General features: G+C 47.3%; 18 protein-coding genes and 1 pseudogene. 10 read left to right on the top strand and 9 right to left on the bottom strand.

All coding sequences use genetic code 11. The features are described 5' to 3' along the window. Positions 1 to 70 precede the first annotated feature (70 nt). From JMN17_RS18255 to JMN17_RS18245, 3 genes and pseudogenes are all read right to left on the bottom strand, one after another. Positions 71 to 403: a YckD family protein gene (locus JMN17_RS18255; RefSeq protein ID WP_087993163.1), complete on the bottom strand. Its 333-nt coding sequence runs from the start codon at positions 401 to 403 to the stop codon at positions 71 to 73. An 82-nt stretch (positions 404 to 485) separates the two neighbouring features. Next, positions 486 to 942, bottom strand: a pseudogene (locus JMN17_RS18250) (RDD family protein). 20 nt (positions 943 to 962) lie between these two features. Beyond that, a complete protein-coding gene (locus tag JMN17_RS18245) occupies positions 963 to 1190 on the bottom strand; it encodes a hypothetical protein (RefSeq protein ID WP_087993162.1) in 228 nt (75 codons plus the stop codon). 166 nt (positions 1191 to 1356) lie between these two features. Here JMN17_RS18245 and JMN17_RS18240 point away from each other — a divergent pair, with 166 nt between their 5' ends. Then, on the top strand, positions 1357 to 2220 hold the full coding sequence (locus JMN17_RS18240; protein WP_087993161.1) for a transporter substrate-binding domain-containing protein: 864 nt from the start codon (positions 1357 to 1359) through the stop codon (positions 2218 to 2220). A 9-nt stretch (positions 2221 to 2229) separates the two neighbouring features. Beyond that, a complete protein-coding gene (locus JMN17_RS18235) occupies positions 2230 to 2910 on the top strand; it encodes an amino acid ABC transporter permease (RefSeq protein ID WP_087993160.1) in 681 nt (226 codons plus the stop codon). A gap of 227 nt (positions 2911 to 3137) precedes the next feature. Here JMN17_RS18235 and zinU read toward each other — a convergent pair whose 3' ends face one another. From zinU to JMN17_RS18210, 5 genes are all read right to left on the bottom strand, one after another. Continuing rightward, positions 3138 to 4331: a zinc metallochaperone ZinU gene (gene zinU / locus JMN17_RS18230; protein WP_202328831.1), complete on the bottom strand. Its 1194-nt coding sequence runs from the start codon at positions 4329 to 4331 to the stop codon at positions 3138 to 3140. A 36-nt stretch (positions 4332 to 4367) separates the two neighbouring features. Further along, positions 4368 to 5540: an NAD(P)-binding domain-containing protein gene (locus JMN17_RS18225; protein ID WP_202328827.1), complete on the bottom strand. Its 1173-nt coding sequence runs from the start codon at positions 5538 to 5540 to the stop codon at positions 4368 to 4370. An 83-nt stretch (positions 5541 to 5623) separates the two neighbouring features. Continuing rightward, positions 5624 to 6199, bottom strand: coding sequence for a L,D-transpeptidase (locus JMN17_RS18220; RefSeq protein WP_087993157.1), 576 nt, complete (start codon positions 6197 to 6199; stop codon positions 5624 to 5626). Then, complete coding sequence (gene folE2, locus JMN17_RS18215) at positions 6196 to 7110, bottom strand: GTP cyclohydrolase FolE2 (RefSeq protein WP_202328826.1); 915 nt, start codon at positions 7108 to 7110, stop codon at positions 6196 to 6198. Before folE2 ends, JMN17_RS18220 begins: the two co-directional genes overlap by 4 nt. Before the next feature lie 112 nt (positions 7111 to 7222). Next, positions 7223 to 8428: an MFS transporter gene (locus tag JMN17_RS18210; RefSeq protein ID WP_087993155.1), complete on the bottom strand. Its 1206-nt coding sequence runs from the start codon at positions 8426 to 8428 to the stop codon at positions 7223 to 7225. Between the two features lie 180 nt (positions 8429 to 8608). Here JMN17_RS18210 and nirB point away from each other — a divergent pair, with 180 nt between their 5' ends. From nirB to cobA, 5 genes are all read left to right on the top strand, one after another. Then, a complete protein-coding gene (nirB, locus tag JMN17_RS18205; RefSeq protein WP_202328825.1) occupies positions 8609 to 10924 on the top strand; it encodes a nitrite reductase large subunit NirB in 2316 nt (771 codons plus the stop codon). A 6-nt stretch (positions 10925 to 10930) separates the two neighbouring features. Further along, positions 10931 to 13063: an assimilatory nitrate reductase catalytic subunit NasC gene (nasC, locus tag JMN17_RS18200; protein ID WP_087993153.1), complete on the top strand. Its 2133-nt coding sequence runs from the start codon at positions 10931 to 10933 to the stop codon at positions 13061 to 13063. 120 nt (positions 13064 to 13183) lie between these two features. Then, complete coding sequence (nasD, locus tag JMN17_RS18195; protein WP_087993152.1) at positions 13184 to 15601, top strand: NADPH-nitrite reductase; 2418 nt, start codon at positions 13184 to 13186, stop codon at positions 15599 to 15601. Positions 15602 to 15633: 32 nt separating this feature from the next. Continuing rightward, a complete protein-coding gene (gene nirD / locus JMN17_RS18190; RefSeq protein WP_087993151.1) occupies positions 15634 to 15954 on the top strand; it encodes a nitrite reductase small subunit NirD in 321 nt (106 codons plus the stop codon). Positions 15955 to 16018: 64 nt separating this feature from the next. Beyond that, complete coding sequence (cobA, locus tag JMN17_RS18185) at positions 16019 to 17464, top strand: uroporphyrinogen-III C-methyltransferase (RefSeq protein WP_202328824.1); 1446 nt, start codon at positions 16019 to 16021, stop codon at positions 17462 to 17464. Positions 17465 to 17493: 29 nt separating this feature from the next. Here cobA and JMN17_RS18180 read toward each other — a convergent pair whose 3' ends face one another. Beyond that, positions 17494 to 18507, bottom strand: coding sequence for an NAD(P)/FAD-dependent oxidoreductase (locus tag JMN17_RS18180; protein ID WP_087993149.1), 1014 nt, complete (start codon positions 18505 to 18507; stop codon positions 17494 to 17496). A gap of 164 nt (positions 18508 to 18671) precedes the next feature. Here JMN17_RS18180 and JMN17_RS18175 point away from each other — a divergent pair, with 164 nt between their 5' ends. The 3 genes from JMN17_RS18175 to JMN17_RS18165 all read left to right on the top strand — a co-directional run bounded on the left by JMN17_RS18175 (position 18672) and on the right by JMN17_RS18165 (position 21357). Beyond that, complete coding sequence (locus JMN17_RS18175) at positions 18672 to 19526, top strand: alpha/beta fold hydrolase (protein ID WP_202328822.1); 855 nt, start codon at positions 18672 to 18674, stop codon at positions 19524 to 19526. Positions 19527 to 19622: 96 nt separating this feature from the next. Next, positions 19623 to 20507, top strand: coding sequence for a permease (locus JMN17_RS18170; RefSeq protein WP_202328820.1), 885 nt, complete (start codon positions 19623 to 19625; stop codon positions 20505 to 20507). Between the two features lie 4 nt (positions 20508 to 20511). Further along, positions 20512 to 21357: a TIGR03943 family putative permease subunit gene (locus tag JMN17_RS18165; protein ID WP_202328818.1), complete on the top strand. Its 846-nt coding sequence runs from the start codon at positions 20512 to 20514 to the stop codon at positions 21355 to 21357. The last annotated feature ends 34 nt before the right edge of the window (positions 21358 to 21391 follow it).

Genomic DNA, 21391 nt, shown 5'->3' with positions numbered 1-21391 from the left:
TACACTTATTGATTACTAGCAGCTTTTTCACAATAAAAAAGCACCCAATTCCCCTTGGATGCTTACCGTCTTAATGTCTTTTTTCAAATTTATGCGGATGGGGGTGAGCCTTTGGAACAAAGCCGTTTTGTTTCATCATTTCAAAGTGTTTGTCCATGTGATTTTTGATGTGTTCTCCTCTTTCTTTAGGCAGGACACCGTATTGTACGTACTTTGAAATAACGTCTTTGCGCTTTTTGAGTATGTCTGCTTCGAGCTGTTCAATTTCTTTCTTTTCCTGTTCTGTCAGTTTGACATTTGCGGGTGGCTGCTGCTGTTTTTCAGCCGCTTCAGCTGTACCGGACAAAGAAATGACAGCCACAGCGATGAACATTGTGATGATGTTGTTTTTCATTCGTTTCATCCAATTTATTCCTCCAATCCTATTTTTCATATGTTTTGCTGCATTGAATTTTTTATGCATCCAAAATAAAAAGAGCGAACCATTATTCGCTCTTTCCGATCTGTTCGTCCAGTATAAAGTTCTTCTTCACCCGGTGCCGCGTAAGTGACATACGTTCCCGAGATTAAATCATGCAGTGTCCGTTTGTCTTCTCGCACGCCGATCAGAATCAGGCTGGCGATCAAGCCGAGTCCGAAGGTGATGCCGTAAACCAGACCGGCAACAATAACTCGCAAAAACATCGTTAGAAGACTGACTTGTGATCCGTCTTTTTTTACGATTCTGATACCGCAGATTCTTTTTCCGATAAGGTAGCCGTTCCAAAACACAGGCAGCAAAATAGAGTACAGCAGAACAATCAAGCTGATGAACATGCTGTCGTTCGGGTCTTTTCCTGTAATCAGCCAATAGATCAGCAAAAGAGGCACCGAGACAATCATATAATCCAGCAATGAAGCTCCCAGTCTGATCCAGAATCCTGCTGGTTTGTAAATATTCAATTTGACTCCCCATTATGTCTTCAATATGACTTTGATGTTCCATCTTCTTTCTTATCGACTATAACATATGCCTTAGGAGCATCAGCAAGATTTAACTTTATCCGGGAGACCGATTTCATACTTCTTCCCCATGTCATACAGCAGTGGCAGCAGATGAATGACGGATGCCCGGCACATCGGTGCGGATACGTATAATGGCCTGAGATCAGCTCAACATGCTCTTTCCCTTGGTATGTCAATGCATTCATCCTTGAACAACTCCTTTTTTATCCCCCTTCCTTTCATCACCGCATTTAAACGCCAAAACGCTTTTGTATACACAATTCGAACTTTTTGAAAACGTCATCAACATATTGCAACCCTCTATGTTCAATGCTATCTTTTTAGTTGATTAACAGATTGGGGGAAACAAAGGTGAAATCATTCATGCAATCAAAAGCCGTTATATTCAGTTTCACAATGGCTTTCTTTCTTATATTGGCAGCTTGTTCCGGCAAAAATGAAGCCGATTCCAAGGATACAGGCTGGGATCAGATTAAAGACAAAGGGAAGATCGTTGTCGCTACATCCGGTACGCTTTATCCCACTTCTTATCACGAAACCGATTCTGGTTCCGATAAGCTGACGGGCTACGAGGTTGAAGTTGTTCGCGAAGCGGCAAAACGCTTGGAACTGAAGGTTGAATTTAAGGAGATGGGCATTGACGGGATGCTGACAGCTGTCAACAGCGGCCAGGTTGACGCAGCCGCAAATGACATCGACGTAACGAAAGACCGAGAGAAGAAGTTTGCGTTTTCCACTCCATATAAATATTCATATGGCACAGCAATTGTCCGAAAAGACGATTTATCAGGGATTAAAACCCTTAAGGATTTAAAAGGGAAGAAAGCGGCTGGCGCGGCTACAACTGTCTACATGGATGTAGCGAGAAAATACGGCGCCAAAGAAGTGATATATGATAATGCGACCAACGAGCAGTATTTAAAAGATGTTGCCAACGGACGCACTGATGTCATTTTAAACGACTATTACCTGCAGACACTTGCGCTCGCAGCATTCCCGGATCTCAACATTACGATCCACCCGGACATCAAGTACATGCCGAATCAACAGGCGCTTGTCATGAAAAAAAGCAATGCGGCACTTCAGAAAAAGATGAACGAAACACTGAAAGAGATGAGCAAAGATGGCACTTTGACTAAGCTCTCGAAACAATTCTTCAATAAAGCAGATGTATCAAAGAAACTGGATGTCGACGTTCAGGACGTTGATTTGTAATCGGACGCCATGATAAATAGTATTCAGTGGGAATATATTTTCAACACGAAGCTGGCGATTGAATCGTTTCCTTATGTCATACAAGGCATTGGATACACGCTGCTCATCTCTTTTGTGAGCATGTTTGCGGGAACGGCGATCGGCCTGTTCATATCACTCGCCAGAATGTCTACACTTGGCTTGTTAAGATGGCCGGCGAAGCTCTATATCTCCTTTATGCGAGGCGTTCCGATCTTGGTCATCTTGTTTATCCTTTATTTTGGATTTCCTTATATCGGCATTGAATTTTCCGCTGTCACGGCCGCTTTAATCGGCTTTAGCCTTAACAGCGCCGCCTACATTGCGGAAATTAACCGTTCAGCCATTTCATCCGTTGAAAAAGGACAGTGGGAAGCCGCATCCTCGCTCGGCCTTTCCTATTGGCAGACGATGAGGGGCATTATTTTGCCGCAATCGATCCGTATTGCGCTGCCTCCGCTTGCCAATGTATTGCTTGACTTAATCAAAGCGTCCTCTCTCGCTGCGATGATCACAGTGCCGGAATTGCTCCAGCATGCGAAAATCATCGGCGGCAGAGAGTTTGATTACATGACCATGTATATTCTGACCGCTCTCATCTATTGGGCCATCTGCTCAGCAGCGGCAGCTTTTCAAAATATCCTTGAGAAGAAATACGCTCATTATGTTTAAACAAACGTTTCATTAAAAAAAGCCGCTCCGCAGGAGACGGCTTTCAGATTATTAACAAAATCCTAAAACGGTTTTCGTTTTAGGATTTTGTTTTCTTTTCAGACCCTTGAAGTCGGTGACAGCGGCGTTTGAGCAGGACGCTCCAGCATTTAGACGCTGATCTTTTTTAATGTGAGCACCGGCGCGCAGGCTTGACAACGAATGCGGGGGTTGCCAACACGCTGTTTCTATTGATTCAGCTTCCACTTGAACGGGTCCTCAAACAGCGACCAATCTGAATCAAATTCATACTCAGTCAGCAGGCATTGATCAAGCTCTTTCGTAATCTCTTCTTCATCCAAATCTGTTCCGATCAACACTAGCTGTGTCAGTCGGTCGCCGAATTCCGGATCCCAGTCCTCCAGAATTTCCGGTTCCTGCTGTTTGACTTGCTCCTGTTCCAGCTTAGGCAGCGCCGCCACCCAATAGGATACAGGCTCAATCGTAACGGACGGCCCGGCTTGCGACATCAGCAAAGCAAGGTTGTTATGAGATGCACACCAGACGATTCCTTTGGCGCGAACTACGTTCTTTGGCATTTGATCCATCCAGCGATAAAACCGTGTGGAATGAAACGGTAAACGTCTCTTATACACAAATGAAGAGATGCCGTACTCTTCTGTTTCCGGGGTATGTTCCGCATGACCCGCAGTCAGCTCTTGAATCCAGCCGGCCGATCCGCTCGCTTCCTCAAAGTTAAATAATCCTGTATGCAAAATCTCCTGCGGTTTTACATTTCCTTTGACGGATCGAATGAATTTTGCCCTAGGCTGCAGTGTGCGAAGAACTTTTTCAAGCTGCTCGAGCTCTTGCTCGCTGACCAAATCACATTTATTTAAGATCAGAACATCACAAAACTCGACTTGGTCGATCAAGAGGTCGGCAATTTCTCTTTCATCCCCTTCTCCCAATGCTTCTTTGCGGTCCAGCAGGCTATCGCCTGACTGGTAATCATGCCAAAAACGGTTGGCATCAACCACTGTCACCATCGTATCCAGCTGACAGAATTTTGTAAGGTCGATTCCCATCTCTTCATCGATATAAGAAAAAGTCTGGGCCACCGGAATCGGTTCGCTGATTCCCGTTGATTCGATGACGATATAATCAAACCGCCCTTCCTTCGCCAGCTTCTCGACTTCAATTAATAAATCTTCGCGAAGCGTACAGCAAATACAGCCGTTTGACATTTCCACAAGCTTTTCATCTGTTCTGGAAAGGCCTCCTTCCTGCTTAACCAAACCCGCGTCAATGTTCACCTCGCTCATATCGTTGACGATGACTGCTATTTTTAAGCCTTCGCGATTTTGCAAAATGCTGTTCAGCAATGTTGTTTTTCCCGCTCCAAGATAACCGCTCAGTACGGTAACCGGAATTTTTTTCATGGTAATGTCCTCCTTATAAAATAGAATGATTACGATTTAAATTGTATGCTTCGCCGTATGTGCAATGGTGTAAGCAGCTTTTCGCGCTCCGGAAATATTTCTCGCTGTCGGCCCGATTTCTAATTCAGCCAAGGCCCCCATCACATATAATCCTTTTCCCCATTGCAAATCCTGGCCGACAATCGGAAAACCGCAGCCTGCATACGGCAATTGCTCCGCTTCCGCCGCTCTCTGTACCCACACGAACCGGCTGATGTCCGAAGTAAAACCTGTTGCCAATGCGATACGCTCATATTCGTATGGCGATTCGCTGTTCTTACCGTGTATCTGTATCTTACCGTCAACTGTTTTTTGGCAAGAATCAATGTCATCCTGAATAACTTTTACTCTGCCCTCTTCCCTATAGACAGCAAGCGTTCTTGAAATGTCCTTTGGAAAAGAGCCGCGATGCCTGGCGCTTGTAATCCATTGCCTTCTCTTTTGATAGTCTGACGTTTTACTGAATGCTTTCATATATTTCGGACCAAGCCAGCCCGGATCACTGTCAAAGTCATAGATTCGGAACGGATGCCTCACTAGCATCGTGACATCATGGCCGTCATCCGCGAGTTTTATGGCGTAGTGAGCCGCCGTTATCCCTCCGCCCACAATTGCGATTTGCACACTTTCATCCCTAACATCATACACGTCTCTGTCAAACACATGATAAATGCCGTCATTCTGAAATGGTTTTGCCCACTCCGGCCAAGAAGGCTGATGAGAAAAACTCATGGCTAAAACCACTCGTTCCCCCGTGAGTGTTCCAGCGGCATCTGTCTCCGCTTCCCATAACCCATTTTTCCTTCTCAAATTTGTCACCATGCCTGTTTTCCACGCTCGATCAATATGTAACTCGTCCAGCACAGTCTCGCAGTGCTCATTGAAGAGCGACAGCGAGGGCCTCTTATATCTACCGAAAAACACTTCCGGCCATTGGCTTTTATCCGCATACATTTGCAGGCTGAACGGCTCTGTGTCTACGTGATGAACCGAAGGAGAGCGCAAATATTTCATCTGAATGCGGGCTGTGTTTCGTTTCCAGCATTCAAGAGGCCGTTCATGAGGATCAATGATGGCAAGATCCTCAATTGTTGCCTTTCCGCTTTTCACCAGATGCACAGCCAAGGTTGAGCCTTGGATGCCACCGCCAATGATCAGCCATTTATACATGAGAGAATCCCCTCTTTTCAAAACGTAATTGTTACGATTTAAATCGTATGTTCTTTTTTCATTTTTGTCAACCACCTTTCCATTCAGCTGATCACAACTTTCGTATGGCCAGGGATGTTTTCATATATCCATTTCGCATCCGGGATGGTCAGCCTGATACAACCATGAGATGCTTTCGTTCCTAGTTTTTCAGCTTCTTTTTCAATGACTTTTTTATCCTTTGTCATTGGCACGCTGTGAAATAAAAATTCGCCATGGTTTTTCCATGAGACCCAGTATTCCGCGCCTTCCTGATATCCTTCGGAGAAAAACCATTCTCCCCGTTCAGGTTCGATATGAAAGGTGCCCTTTGGCGTAGCGTCATCCTTTGTTTGATCAAGTCCTGACGAGACAATCATTGTATATAGGGTTTTGCTTTCTTCTTTGATGTAAGCCTTCTGCTTTTTCACATCCACATCAATCCAGACATGCTTCTGCTTGATATCCGGGTATTCACCGCCTGAAGGCTTTGTCCAATTAATGCTTGTTTTTTGAGCGGTTGTTATATGCTCGTCCGTTTTCTTCGTTTCGGAGCTTGCGTGTTCTTCCGCATGGCCAGAGCAGGCTGACAGCAGGCAGGCCGGCATCAGGACCGCAGCAATGAATAATGAGAGTTTCATATTTGATCCACCTGTTTCGAAAAACGCAGCTTCGCATAGGCATCGTGGAGATGGATCGATTCTTCATTGCGGCATTCAATCTCAAAGGCTGACACCCATTCAAGCTCATACAAATCAGCGGCAATCAGCCGGGCGAGATCCTCAACAAATCTCGGGTTTTCATACGCCGTTTCCGTTACGGCTTTTTCATCAGGGCGCTTCAGCACCGGATGCAGTCTCGCGGAGGCATTTGATTCCGCGGCGTCAAGCAAATCGGCTTTAAAATCGCTTGGCAGCGATGCAGCCTGATGAATATCAACCCAAATGCTGACCGTTCCCCTCTGATTATGGGCACTGTATTCACTGATTTCCTTGGAACAGGGGCAAAGAGTCGTTACTTTCGCTGAGATGCCGGCACGCTGTTTAAACGGCTGATCTTCTTGAAAGGTGACAGACATCAATATGTCAGCATGCATCAGGCCCGATTTCTCAAGCTTCGGACTTTTCCGTTCGAAAAACCATGGAAACCGCACTTCGACTGAAGCTGATGACTGACCCATATTTTCTGCAAGCTCTTTCGTAAATTGCTGAAGAGAGCAAAATGAGAGAACCCAGCCGTTTTGATGATAGACTTGCAGCAGCTCTGTTAACCGGCTCATGTTGATTCCCTTTTGATTTCTCCGCAAATCACAAGTCATTGTAAAGTTCGCAGCCGTTGTTTGCTCAGCAGGCGCCATGGCAGAAGTGATTGTGACCGGATGGGACACGTTAGCGACACCTACATGCTGAATGTCAAAAAAATAATCCTTCCTGATATTTTGCAAATCCTTCATTTTCTCTTTTTCTACAGGTTTTTCGCCTTTCATCGGACTGACCGACCCAAAGTATTGAAGACGCTCCGGTTTTTCCGGCAGCAGCGTGTGTTGATTCAATCAGAAAACCCCTCTCAATAAATCGTAATAATTACTATTTATTTTGATCGGTTCAGCGATTAAAATCAAGAGAAAATAAAAAAGACACGCACAAATGCGTATCCGTGAAAATCTAAATATCCGCCGGGCTGCTTTCCGCGCTCCAGCTTTTTCTCCAGTAATAGCCTGCGGCAAGTACGAGCGCAAACGCCAGCAGTGCGATACAGGAAAATGTAATAAATCCGATAGCATATGAGCCTGTCATCTGTTTTAGCGATCCTAAGATGTTCGGCAGGAAAAAACCTCCTATGCCGCCGGCCGCGCCGACGATTCCCGTCACCATGCCGATTTCTTTGCGGAAGCGCTGCGGCACGAGCTGGAATACTGCCCCGTTGCCCATTCCAAGCCCCATCATGCCGACAAACAAAAGAACGATGACCATCGAAAGAGACGGCAGGCTGCTGACCCCGGCCATGCACAGGGCCACGACGACAAACAAGACAGAAAGCACTTTTGTGCCTCCGACACGATCTGAAATCCAGCCCCCGACAGGCCGGAAAAAACTCCCCGCCGCCACACATAATGTAACAAAATCGCCCGCGTGAATTTTTGACAGCTGGTATTGATCGACGAAGAAAATAGATAAAAAGCTTGATAGTCCGACAAATCCCCCGAATGTGACGCTGTACAGCAGGCAGAAAAACCATGTTTCCTTCTGCCCGAACACATGCAGGTAGTTTTTGAGCGGCTGCGGCGCCGGCTGTGCAGGAGAATCCTTTGCAATGGATACAAAAAGAATAAAGACGATCAGCAAAGGAATAAGCGCAATTCCCATGACAATGTGCCAGCCGAACTGCTCCGCAAGACGCGGGCCAAACAGGGTTGCAAACAAAGTGCCGCTGTTCCCCGCGCCAGCAATCCCCATCGCAAGCCCCTGCAAATGAGGCGGATACCACCGGCTTGCCATAGGCAGCGCAACGGCAAAGCTTGCCCCCGCCACGCCAAGCAGAATCCCGATGGCATACAGCTCAGGCAGCGAACGGCCGCCAAATGTCCCCCACAGCAGCGGAATCATTGTCACCAGCATCCCGACCACTGCCGTTTTTTTCGGTCCGATTCTATCCGTTAAAATACCGAGAAGGATACGAAACACAGATCCTGCTAAAATCGGCACGGCCACCACAAGCCCTTTCTCAAAAGGAGACAGGCCAAAATCCTGAGAAATATAAACCCCCAGTGCCCCAAGCATAACCCATATCATAAAACTCACATCAAAGTATAAAAAGGAACAGAGTAAAGTGAGTGGATGACCGCTAGTTTTCAGTTCCGACAGCTTCATAAGATTCCCCTTTCTTGACCCTCGATTATTTTAAATTTTCTGAATTAAGGATATATGAGCATTTTTTTCTAGAAAAGACATGTGTAAGCTTTTGTGACACGTTTAATGCGTTAACAAAGCATTTTGACATAATTTTTAATAAGAGAAAACTTACACGCTGCAATAAAGGAGGTCTGGTACATGAAGAAACAAAGACTGGTGTTGGCAGGAAACGGAATGGCCGGCATCCGCTGTATTGAAGAAGTCTTAAAGCTGAATCGCCAAATGTTTGAGATTGTCATTTTCGGAAGCGAACCGCATCCCAACTACAATCGGATTCTCTTATCCTCTGTTTTGCAGGGGGAGGCGTCACTCGATGACATTACACTGAACAGCAAGGATTGGTACGCCAAGCACGGGATTACCCTTTACGCGGGCGAAACGGTTGTTCAAATTGATACAGATCAGCAGCGGGTCATCACGGATCGCAAACGAACCCTTTCTTATGACAAACTCATTCTGGCAACAGGCTCCTTCCCCCATATTCTCCCCATTCCCGGGGCGGACAAAGAAGGCGTCTATGGATTTCGGACAATAGAAGACTGCCAAGCGTTGATGAGCATGGCCGAACACCATCAAAAAGCAGCGGTGATCGGAGCCGGCTTATTAGGGCTGGAAGCTGCAGTCGGGTTAAAGCATCTCGGCATGGATGTCAGCGTCATTCACCACTCCTCCGCCATCATGCAAAAACAGCTCGATCACACCGCGTCGCGGCTGCTGCAGACGGAGCTGGAACGGAAAGGCTTAACCTTTCTTTTGGAGAAAGAAACCGTATCTATTTCTGGTGCCGCGTGGGCAGACGGCGTCCGTTTTAAAGACGGCTCTTCACTGAAAGCAGACTTGATTGTGATGGCGGCTGGCGTGAGGCCGAATATTGAATTGGCTGTATCCGCCGGAATCAAAGTGAACCGCGGGATCATCGTGAATGACTGCATGCAGACGAGCGAACCGAATGTGTTTGCAATCGGGGAATGCGCCGAGCATAACGGAACGGTGTACGGCTTGGCGGCACCCCTTTATGAACAGGGAAACGTTCTCGCCAAACATATTTGCGGCGTTCCGTGCGAAGGATATCAAGGCTCATCACCATCTGCCGCTTTAAAAATAGCCGGAATTGATGTGTGGTCAGCCGGAAAAGTTCACGAAGATGAACGCACGACGAGTATTAACATCTACGATGAACAAGCAGGCATCTATAAAAAAGCACTCTTTGAGGATGACAAACCGGCCGGCGTTATTTTGTTCGGAGACACACGTGACAAGCAGCGGCTTCTCGACAGCCTGCTCAAACAACGAGATATCTCCATTGTCAAAAAGCAGATCATCGAACCGGAGAAAACCGGCAGATTATTTGAATCCATGCCCTCCAGTGAAACGATTTGCCAATGCAGCTCAGTGACGAAAGGCGCGATTGAAGAAGCGGTGCACACGAAAGGCTTAACAACTGTTGAGGATGTCAAACACTGCACCAAAGCATCCGGCTCCTGCGGAGGATGCAAGCCGCTTGTTGAAGACTTTTTGAGGTACATGGCCAGCGGCGAATATACAGAGCCCGCCGGTTCACCTGCATTTTGCGCATGCACCGATTTGACGGAAGACGACATCATTGCTGAGCTTCAGCGCAGACCATTCACTGATCCTGCAGAAGCGATGAGCCAGCTTGGCTGGAAAACGAAAAACGGATGCCGCAAATGTGTCCCGGCGATTCAATACTATCTGGAAAAGCTGCATGCCGGTTTTGTTCAGCCGGAATCATCCTCAGAAGACACATGCATCCTCATACCGCAAATGTACGGCGGGATGACAAACGCGGAGCAGCTAAGAAACATCGCCGACATCATCGAAGCATACAGCATCCCTGACGTATCCATCACTCACAGCCAAAGACTGAAGCTTTCCGGGATCAAGCCTGCGGATCTCCCGAACATCAAAGAAGACCTAAAAATGCCCGTTTGCACCCATGAACACCGTCGCGCGCTGCAAAGTGTCAAAGCATGTACATGCGGGCAAAACCGGTCGATTCAGCAGCTGGCAGCCCAGATTGAAAGACATCTTGAGATGCTTTCCATGCCCGCTTCCATGTCTATCAGCTTATCATGTGAAACAGACTGCACCGATGCCGCCATACAAGATGTCGGCGCGATTCGAACGCAAGCTGGCTGGGACATTTACATCGGCGGCGTCCGGGGAACTCATGCCCGTTCCGGAGCTCTGTTTTGTGTGACAGACAGCGCAGACAGCACTGCCGGCATGATCAAAGGACTGGTTCAGTATTACCGTGAAACGGCTCATTACTTAGAAGCCGTTCATCAGTGGATGGACCGTCTCGGGATCGTTCATATCAGAGAAGTGCTATTTGAAGAGAACCTTGGGACACAGCTTCTGGAAAACCTCCAAACTGACCTGTCACTGATTCAAAACCCGCCCATACAGGCTGGCGCACATAAGAAAGGATGAGGCATTTTGACTGAACGACTGCTTAGATATTTCCGTGATAAACAGCAAGACATCCAATCAGAAAAAACGTATGACACCCAATGCCCGTTTTGCAGTATGCAGTGCAAAATGCAGCTCGTGGAACAAACCATCGTCACGCGGAAAAAGTACACAGCGATCGGGATTGATAACCCTACGACACAGGGCCGGTTATGCCTGAAGGGCATGAACGCCCACCAGCATGCCTTGAACTCCTCCCGCATCACCCGGCCGCTGCTGAAGAAAAACGGCGAATTTCTGCCTGTTTCCTGGGAAGAAGCACTGAATCACATCAAAGACCAAGTGACGATGATTCAAGCAGAACACGGCCATGACGCCCTGGCTGTATACGGAAGCGCCTCAATTACGAATGAAGAGGCGTATTTGTTAGGGAAGTTCGCACGGGTTGGCTTACAGACAAAATATATCGACTACAATGGGAGGCTATGTATGTCCGCCGCTTCAACCGCAGCCAATCAAACATTCGGTGCGGACAGAGGTTTAACGAATCCCTTATCAGACATCCCCCACACCCGTGTGATCATTTTGGCCGGCACCAATATCGCGGAATGCCAGCCTACGATGATGCCGTACTTTGAAAAAGCGAAGGAAAACGGCGCTTACATCATTGCTATTGATCCGCGCGAAACACCGACAACAAAAATCGCCGATCTTCATCTGAAAATCAAGCCCGGCACAGACGCTGCCCTTGCCAACGGTCTCGTCAAAATCATCATCGACGAACAGCTCGTAAACACTGATTTCATTCGATCACGAACAAACGGTTTCGAGGAGCTGAGGAAGCATACTAACACGTTGAGCCTGAATGATATCGCTGATCAGACAAGTGTCCCGCTGGCGCACATGCGAAAAGCCGCTGTAAAGTTTGCCAAGGAAACGTCCGGCATGCTGTTTACGGCGCGCGGGATTGAACAGCAAACCGATGGAACAGCGGCTGTAAAGGGCTTTTTAAACATGGTGCTGATCACAGGAAAAATCGGCAAACCTTATTCGGGCTACGGGGCGATCACCGGACAAGGCAACGGACAAGGCGCAAGAGAGCATGGACAAAAAGCCGATCAGCTTCCGGGCTACCGTTCTATCGAAAATGAACAACACCGCGCGCATATTGCGAAAGTGTGGGGAATTCATCAGGATAAACTCCCTCGAAAAGGTGTCTCGGCCTATGAAATGATAGAAAAAATCAATGACGGCGACATCAAAGGACTGTTCCTTATGTGCTCCAACCCTGCTGTCTCCAGCCCAAATGCAAATTTCGTAAAAAAAGCTCTGAGAAAACTGACATTCTTTGTTGCGATCGATTTGTTTATGTCTGAGACTGCGGCATACGCAGATGTGATTTTGCCCGCCTCCTCTTATTTAGAAGATGAGGGCACCATGACAAATGTCGAAGGCCGCGTGACATTAAGAGAAGCAACCCGGCCATGTCCCGGTGAAACAAAGCATGATTGGCAGATTATTTGTGACATCGCATCCGCTCTCGGGAAAGGCCGCTACTTTTCTTACACGTCAGCTAAGGATATTTTTAATGAATTGAGAGAAGCGAGCCGAGGCGGGATTGCCGATTATTCGGGCATCACATACGACAGACTCAAACGTGAAGGCGGCATTCATTGGCCGTGTCCCGAAGCTGATCACCCCGGAACCGGGCGCTTGTTTGCGGACTCATTCGCCCATCCGGATCAAAAAGCGGCACTAAGTGTGATTCCAAACGACCCGGCCGTTCCAAAAGAGAAGCCGACAGCCGATTATCCGCTTTATTTAACGACAGGCCGAGTCATGTCTCACTACTTAACAGGCGTTCAAACGAGAAAAAGCGCCGCCCTTGCCGCGAGACATTTTGAATCGTTTATGGAAATTCATCCGCAAACAGCGGCGTCCTTCCATATTGAAGACCGTGTGCTCGTAAAAATAGAATCCCCGCGGGGAAGCATCACCGTCCGCAGCAAATTATCGGAACAAATCAGAAAAGACACCGTTTTTGTTCCCATTCATTGGGCAGATGCTCAAAATGTGAATGATTTAATCGGCGAAGCCTTAGATCCAGCCTGTAAAATGCCCGGTTTCAAAGTATGCGCCGTCCGAATCAGACCTTTTTAAATTTTTCATAAAATTTTTAGAACTTTTCGTATATTTTGTTACATTTTATAACATGTATCTTAAATATTCCTTTTTGCTGTGCTACGCTGGAAAAAACATTGATAAGGAGCGGATCATCTGATGGGAAAAAAACAACTAGTTCTTGTTGGAAACGGAATGGCCGGGGTAAGAGCCATTGAAGAGATACTGAGTGTTGCAAAAGACGAGTTTCAGATCACAATTTTCGGTGCCGAACCGCATCCCAATTACAACCGAATCCTTTTGTCAAAAGTGCTTCAAGGCGATACCGACATTAAAGATATTACGTTAAATGATTGGGACTGGTACGAAGAAAACAATATTCAATTGTATACAAATGAAACAGTCATCAAGGTGGACCCGGAAAACAAAACGGTCATCACAGATGCAGACAGAATCCAGCCTTATGACGAATTGATTCTGGCGACAGGCTCTGTCCCTTTTATCCTTCCGATTCCGGGCGCAGACAAAAAAGGCGTCACCGCTTTCCGGGACATAAAAGATACAGACACGATGCTCGCCGCGTCAAAACAATATAAAAAAGCAGCCGTCATCGGAGGAGGCCTGCTCGGTTTAGAAGCCGCCCGCGGACTGCTGAATCTCGGCATGGAGGTATCCGTCATCCACCTCGCGCCATTTTTGATGGAACGACAGCTTGATGCAGCGGCGGGACGCCTGCTGCAAAACGAGCTAGAAAAACAAGGAATGACATTCTTGCTTGAAAAACAAACCGAAGAGATTATCGGTGATGGCCGTGTTGAAGGCCTCCGCTTCACAGACGGCACAAGCATTGAAGCAGATTTAGTCGTCATGGCCGTAGGCATCCGCCCGAATACAGCGCTCGGAGCCGAAAGCGGCATTCCGGTGAACCGCGGAATCATCGTCAACGATTATATGGAAACTGAAATCCCGCACATTTATGCGGTCGGCGAATGCGCTGAGCATCGGGGGATCGCATACGGGCTCGTGGCGCCGCTCTATGAACAGGCAAAAGTGCTGGCGAAGCATATGTGCGGCATCGAAACAAAACCGTATGAAGGCTCCGTTCTCTCCACTCAGTTAAAGGTATCAGGCGTCGAGGTCTTCTCTGCCGGTGACTTTGATGAATCAGAGGAGAAAAAAGCAGTTAAAGTCTTCGATGAGCAGGACGGCATCTATAAAAAAATCGTCCTGAGGGGCAATCAAATTGTCGGTGCTGTTTTATTCGGCGACAGCAGCGAAGGCAATCGCCTGTTTTCTATGATTCAAAAAGAAGCCGACATCACTGAAACCTCTAAAATATCAATCTTACAGCCTCTCAACCAAGAAGCAGGCACAAGCATTACCGCGGCGATGAGCGACGATGAAATCATCTGCGGCTGTAACGGCGTGTCAAAAGGTGCGATTATTCAAGCCATACAGGAAAAAGGCTGCTCGTCAACGGACGAGATCAAAGCATGCACCGGTGCATCCCGTTCATGCGGAGGCTGTAAACCACTCGTAGAAGAAATCCTCCAGCATACACTCGGATCAGACTTTGATGCGTCAGCGCAAAAAGAAGCGATTTGCGGCTGCACGACATTGTCGAGAGATGAAATCGTAGAAGAAATCAAAGCCAAAGGGCTGTCACATACAAGAGAAATCATGAACGTACTCGGCTGGAAAACGCCAGAAGGCTGTTCCAAATGCCGGCCGGCTTTGAACTACTACTTAGGCATGATCAATCCAACCAAATACGAAGATGACCGGACTTCCCGCTTTGTTAACGAACGAATGCACGCCAATATTCAAAAAGACGGAACATATTCAGTCGTGCCCCGGATGTACGGCGGCGTGACCAACTCCACAGATTTGCGCAAGATTGCCGATGTCGTCGACAAATATGAGATCCCGCTCGTTAAAATGACCGGCGGCCAGCGAATTGATCTCATCGGCGTGAAAAAAGAAGACCTTCCGAGGGTATGGAAAGATCTCGATATGCCGTCAGGCTACGCGTACGGGAAAACGCTCCGCACAGTAAAAACGTGCGTAGGCGAGCAATTCTGCCGCTTCGGCACGCAAGACTCCATGGCACTGGGCATTGCGCTTGAGAAAAAATTCGAAGGGCTGAACACGCCTCATAAAGTGAAAATGGCCGTGTCTGCCTGCCCGCGAAACTGTGCGGAATCCGGCATTAAGGACCTTGGCGTTGTCGGCATTGATGGAGGCTGGGAGCTTTATGTCGGCGGAAACGGCGGAACTCATTTACGTGCCGGCGATTTGCTGATGAAGGTGAAAACAAATGAAGAAGTCTTAGAATACGCAGGCGCTTATCTGCAATACTACCGCGAAACCGCAAACTATCTGGAGCGTACATCCGCATGGCTTGAGCGCGTCGGTTTATCCCATGTCCAATCCGTGTTAAACGATCCGGAAAAACGGCAGGAGCTGAACGACCGAATGAATGAAACACTCTCTGTCCACAAGGATCCGTGGAAGGGCTTTTTGGAAAATAAACAAACCTCTAAAGAATTATTTGAAAACGTCGTGACCACATCATAATGACAAAAAACAAACATGAAGGAGGAATGAACATGGTAAACAAAGGCGCAACAAAAGTATGGATCGGAAAAATTGAAGAATTGCCTGAACAATTAGGCAAAACAGTGTATATTGAAGATAAGGAACTCGCGGTTTTTAAGCTTTCAAACGGAAGCGTCCGTGCCATCGAAAACCGCTGTCCGCACAAGGGCGGCGTTCTGGCGGAAGGTATCGTCAGCGGCGAATATGTTTTTTGCCCGATGCACGACTGGAAAATCTCCTTAGAAGATGGAACCGTCCAAGCACCGGATCACGGATGCGTCAAAACATACGAAACGCTGATCGAAGGAGAACATGTTTATCTCGTATATTGATCAAAAGACCGGATCACTTTTCAAGTGATCCTTCATTTTTACAGTGACGGAAGGATGACATGACATGAAGAACGGAATCGTATATTTCGTGGGAGCAGGCCCCGGCGATCCGGGGCTGCTCACCATCAAAGGGAAACAGGCGCTGGAGAAAGCAGATGTTATTTTATATGACCGGCTCGCCAACCCGAAGCTGCTCGAATTCGCATCACCAGCCTGCCAATTTATTTATTGCGGAAAACTGCCAGACCGCCATTTTATGAAACAAAGAGAAATTAATGCCCTGCTGGTTGAAAAAGCATCAAAAGGATTAACCGTCGTCCGTTTGAAAGGCGGAGATCCGAGCGTATTCGGCAGAGTCGGCGAGGAAGCAGAAGCTCTCTATGAGCACGGCATCCGCTATGAAATGGTGCCGGGTATCACCTCCGGAATTGCAGCGCCGTTATATGCGGGCATCCCCGTCACGCATCGGGATTTCGCATCATCTTTTGCCATGATTACAGCACATGATAAATCATTAAAAGGAACGCCGAATCTCGATTGGGAAGGGCTTGCCAGAAGCGTTCAAACCCTTGTCTTTTACATGGGCGTTAAGAATTTGTCTTATATTTGCCAGCAGCTCATTGCGTACGGAAAATCTCCTTCCGTTCCTGTCATTGTGGTCCAATGGGGAACGTGGGGCCGCCAGCGGAGTGTGAAAGGCTCGCTTGTGAACATTCAGCAGAAAATACAGGAACACCAGATCACAAACCCTGCGATTATCGTCATCGGGGATATCGTCAATTTTCAAACACACAGCTGGTTTGAGAGCAAACCGCTCATCGGCCAGCACATGATGGTCGTCACTCATGGCAATGATGAAGACCAGCTTGCAGACAAGCTGCGTGCTTCCGGTGCCGATGTCATCGAGTGGCCGAAATGGCGGACCGAAAACATGCCTGTCAATGAAGAGATTCTTCGAAAGATCGGCACCTTTGAAGACATTGTTTTCACATCGCGCCGTGCGGTTTGTGAATTTTTCCAAGCGCTGGCATCCAAGAAAATCGACGTGCGCCAGCTGACAGCCCGACTGAGTGCGGCATCTGAACAGGCAGTGACAGAGCTTGAAAAACGGGGCTTTCTCGTCTCCGCCACTCAGCCTGATTCAGAAAAACGTCTTGTTGTCGGGAGCCGCCATTCAGTGGAAAACGTGCAGAAGCATGAGTCCTGTACGTTTTATATCACCCATGAAAACGTCATAGATGACCGGTTCACCCACATGATTCAGCGAACCATCAGTGAATCTCCGCTGCATATGGTCATTTGCCCGAGCAAGCCGTCCGTTCAGCAATTGATCAGCGCAGGCGAACAAATTGGTATTTCGCCGGAGCCATCAGCTAACCGACCTCCTATCGTCTGCATAGGCGATGACTCAACTGCCGATGCTTATGGATTCACAGCGGTCCAAGAGCAGGATGAATTATTTGCTTTAATTCAAAATCAACAGGCGGAAAAAAAGCTCATTCACAGCTAATTGCGGCAGCCCTTTTCTTAAGGGCTGTTTTATTTATGCACCAATTTTTTGTGATGGGTTGAATACATCGCCATATTCTCGGCCTTAGGGTCCAAATATGCCTTCGCGCTGTTGACCGCTGTCGGGCCTTCCGTAAAGCCGCCGGCAATCAATCTCAGCTTGCTTTCATAAAAAGCCGCGTCACCCGCCACAAACACACCCGGAAGATTCGTCCGCATATGTCTGTCAGCTTTCACCCTGCCTTCTTCAATCTCCAGCCCCCACTCCTTCATCGGTCCGAGATCAATTTTGAAGCCATGATTAACGATCAGCTCGTCAACCTCTATGTTTTCCATCTGGCCAGATGACTCAGTATGACAAATCGTCACGTTTTGGATACGCTCCTCATCGCCGCTCAGCTGCTCCAGACGATAAGGAGTGAGCACCTGCACCGATGATTGCTTCATCTTCGTCACGCTGCTTTCCATTCCGCCGAATTCCTCACGCCGGTGAACGACAGTCACAGAAGCCGCAATCGGTTCCAGCTCATTAGCCCAATCGACCGCAGTATCTCCGCCGCCTGAAATCACGACCCGCTTCCCTTTAAACGCATCAAGCTTCTCCACTCCATAATGAAGATTTTTGCCCGCGTACCGGGTTGCATCCTCACTGTCAAACTCATTGACCTCAAGCGTTCCCATGCCGACAGCTAAAATCACGGTACGTGTATAATGCTTTTCTCCTTCAGAGCTTGTCAGCGCAATGGTGCCGTCTTCCAAGCGTTCAAATCCGGTCACACGCTGATTCAGCACGATGTCAGGATCAAACGTTGCCGCCTGCTCCTTCAGCTGCTCGATCAGCTGCTTTCCCGCAATCCCCGGTATTCCGCCGATATCCCGAATGATTTTCTCAGGAAAGAATAAAGATACCTTCCCTCCGAGCCGCGGCAAAAATTCGATTACTTTCGTTTTCAGCTCCCGCATCCCGCAGTAAAAAGCCGTAAACAGCCCGATCGGCCCTCCGCCTATAATTGTGACGTCATACACCTGTTGATTCTCAGCCATCCGTCCTGCCTCCCGTTCACATCTATATCAAAATCGTTTTAATTGAGAATGAATATCAATAAAAAGTATATCATATTTCACGAGCCTGTGTTTATTCATTTCTGCTCCTTGTGATAAATTGTTGAAAACCCTATAATAGGCAGAAAAACAAATAGGAGAAACAGATGAAAAGACGAGTTGAAACGATCACTTTCGAAGGACATACACTAGAATATTCTGTTACAGGCAAGGGAGCTCCCATTCTTGTCATGCATGGCGGGCATTCAAATTGTTATGAGGAATTCGGGTACACGGCGCTGATTGAGCATGGGTATTCCATCATCACGCCTTCAAGGCCCGGTTACGGACGAACGTCAAAAGAGATTGGAAAAAGTCTTGCTGACGCCTGTCGTTTCTATGTAAAACTATTAAGTCATTTACAAATCGACAGTGTCCATGTCATAGCCATCTCAGCAGGAGGGCCGAGCGGCATAAGCTTTGCCTCACAATATCCGGAAAGGGTGAACACTCTGACCCTGCAATCCGCGGTCACCAAAGAATGGCTCACTCCAAAAGACATTGAATATAAAATGGGGAGAATCCTCTTCCGCCCGCCGTTGGAAAAGCGGATATGGAAGCTGATTTCTTATTTGAATAACGCCTTCCCGCGTTTGATGTTTCAAGCCATGAGCCCGCAATTCAGCACGCTTTCGTTTCAGCGAATCAAGTCCATGATGGATGAAAAAGACATTGAAGCATTTCGGAAAATGAACAGCCGGCAGCGCTCCGGTGACGGATTTCTGCTAGACTTGTCACAAACCGCCGCTATCTCTTCAAAGGAGCTGCATGCCATCTGGTGCCCCGTACTGATTATGCAAAGTGTTTATGATGGATTTATCAACAAGTCACATGCACATTATGCAAAAAAACACATTCCTGACGCTGCTCTCCATTTGCTTCACTCATGGGGGCACCTGATCTGGCTCGGGAAAGAAGCTGCTGAAACAGATAGAATCATACTCGAATTCTTGGAATCTTAAACAAAGTGAAACAATCATTCCCCCACCTCCGTCAAACAAGCAGTGCCTTTTTTCTGGTATGATAAAAGGCAGCTTAACATGAGCGGAGGTTTTATTGTGACAGCACAATCATCTTTTCTTCAGCTGAATTCTATTTTTATCAGCATTTTAATAGAAGCCATTCCGTTTATTCTGATTGGCGTCATCCTTTCCGGAATCATTCAAATGTTTGTTTCTGAAGAAATGATTGCAAGGATCATGCCAAAGAACCGCTTTCTCGCCGTTTTATTCGGTGCGCTGGCCGGTGTATTATTTCCCGCCTGCGAGTGCGGCATTATCCCGATTACGAGGCGGCTTCTGTTAAAGGGGGTTCCTCTGCATGCGGGCGTTGCTTTCATGCTGACCGCGCCGATCATCAATCCTATCGTCTTATTTTCTACTTTTATTGCGTTCGGGAACAGATGGAGCGTTGTCTTTTATCGGGGCGGACTGGCGCTCGCGGTTTCGGTGATCATTGGGATTATCTTATCCTATCAATTTAAAGATAACCAGCTTTTAAAGCCTCATGAACCCGGGCATCACCACCATCATCACCACACCCTGCTGCAAAAGCTGGGAGGGACCTTGCGTCATGCCATTGAAGAATTTTTCTCCGTGGGGAAATATTTAATTATCGGCGCCTTTATCGCAGCCGCTATGCAGACGTATGTCAAAACATCCACTCTGCTTGCGATCGGGCAGAATGATATATCCTCTTCCCTTGTGATGATGGGGCTGGCGTTTGTCTTGTCGCTCTGTTCAGAAGTTGATGCGTTCATCGCGTCTTCCTTCAGCAGCACATTTTCATTAGGATCTTTAATCGCCTTTCTCGTCTTTGGTGCGATGGTGGATATTAAGAATCTATTGATGATGCTTGCGGCCTTTAAAAAACGATTTGTTTTCCTGCTGATTACGTACATTGTCGTGCTCGTCTTAGCGGGATCACTACTGGTAAAGGGGTGATTGGATGTTTCGGTTATTGGTGCTGATGGGATTTACGTTTTTCTTTTATCACTTGCATGCCTCAGGAAATCTTACAAAATATATCAATATGAAATATGCCTATCTTTCCTTTATTGCGATCTTCCTGCTGGCCATACTGACAGCCGTTCAAGCATATGTATTTATCAAGTCGCCTGAAAAAGGCGGGCATGATCATGATTGCGGATGCGGCCATGATCACGAGCATGAACAAAACAAGCCATTTTATCAGCGTTATTTGATTTATGTTGTTTTTCTTTTCCCTTTGGTGTCGGGCATTTTCTTCCCGATTGCGACGCTTGACTCATCCATTGTTAAAACAAAAGGGTTCTCGTTTAAGGCGATGGAGAGCGGAGACCATTACTCGCAAACACAGTATTTGCGGCCTGATGCCAGCCTTTACTACGCGCAAGACAGCTATGATAAACAGATGAAACAACTGTTTAAGAAATATTCCAGCAAGAAAGAGATTTCGCTGACCGATGAAGATTTCCTAAAAGGCATGGAAACCATATATAACTATCCTGGCGAATTTCTCGGACGGACGATTGAATTTCATGGATTTGCGTATAAAGGAAATGCGATTAACAAAAACCAGCTGTTCGTGTTGAGGTTTGGCGTCATTCACTGTATCGCTGATTCCGGCGTTTACGGGATGCTTGTGGAGTTTCCGAAGGACATCAACATCGAGGATGATGAATGGATTCATATTAAGGGCACGCTGGCCTCAGAATATTATCAGCCTTTCAAATCAACGCTGCCTGTTGTGAAAGTGACCGACTGGAACACCATTAAAAAGCCTGATGATCCTTACGTTTACAGAGGATTTTAAGTGAAGACGAAACCAGTACACGGACTGGTTTCTT

This window comes from Bacillus sp. RHFS10 (genome assembly GCF_016757475.1).
GTDB classification, from domain to species: domain Bacteria; phylum Bacillota; class Bacilli; order Bacillales; family Bacillaceae; genus Bacillus; species Bacillus subtilis_G.
This window is presented reverse-complemented; position numbering and strand designations above follow the sequence as displayed.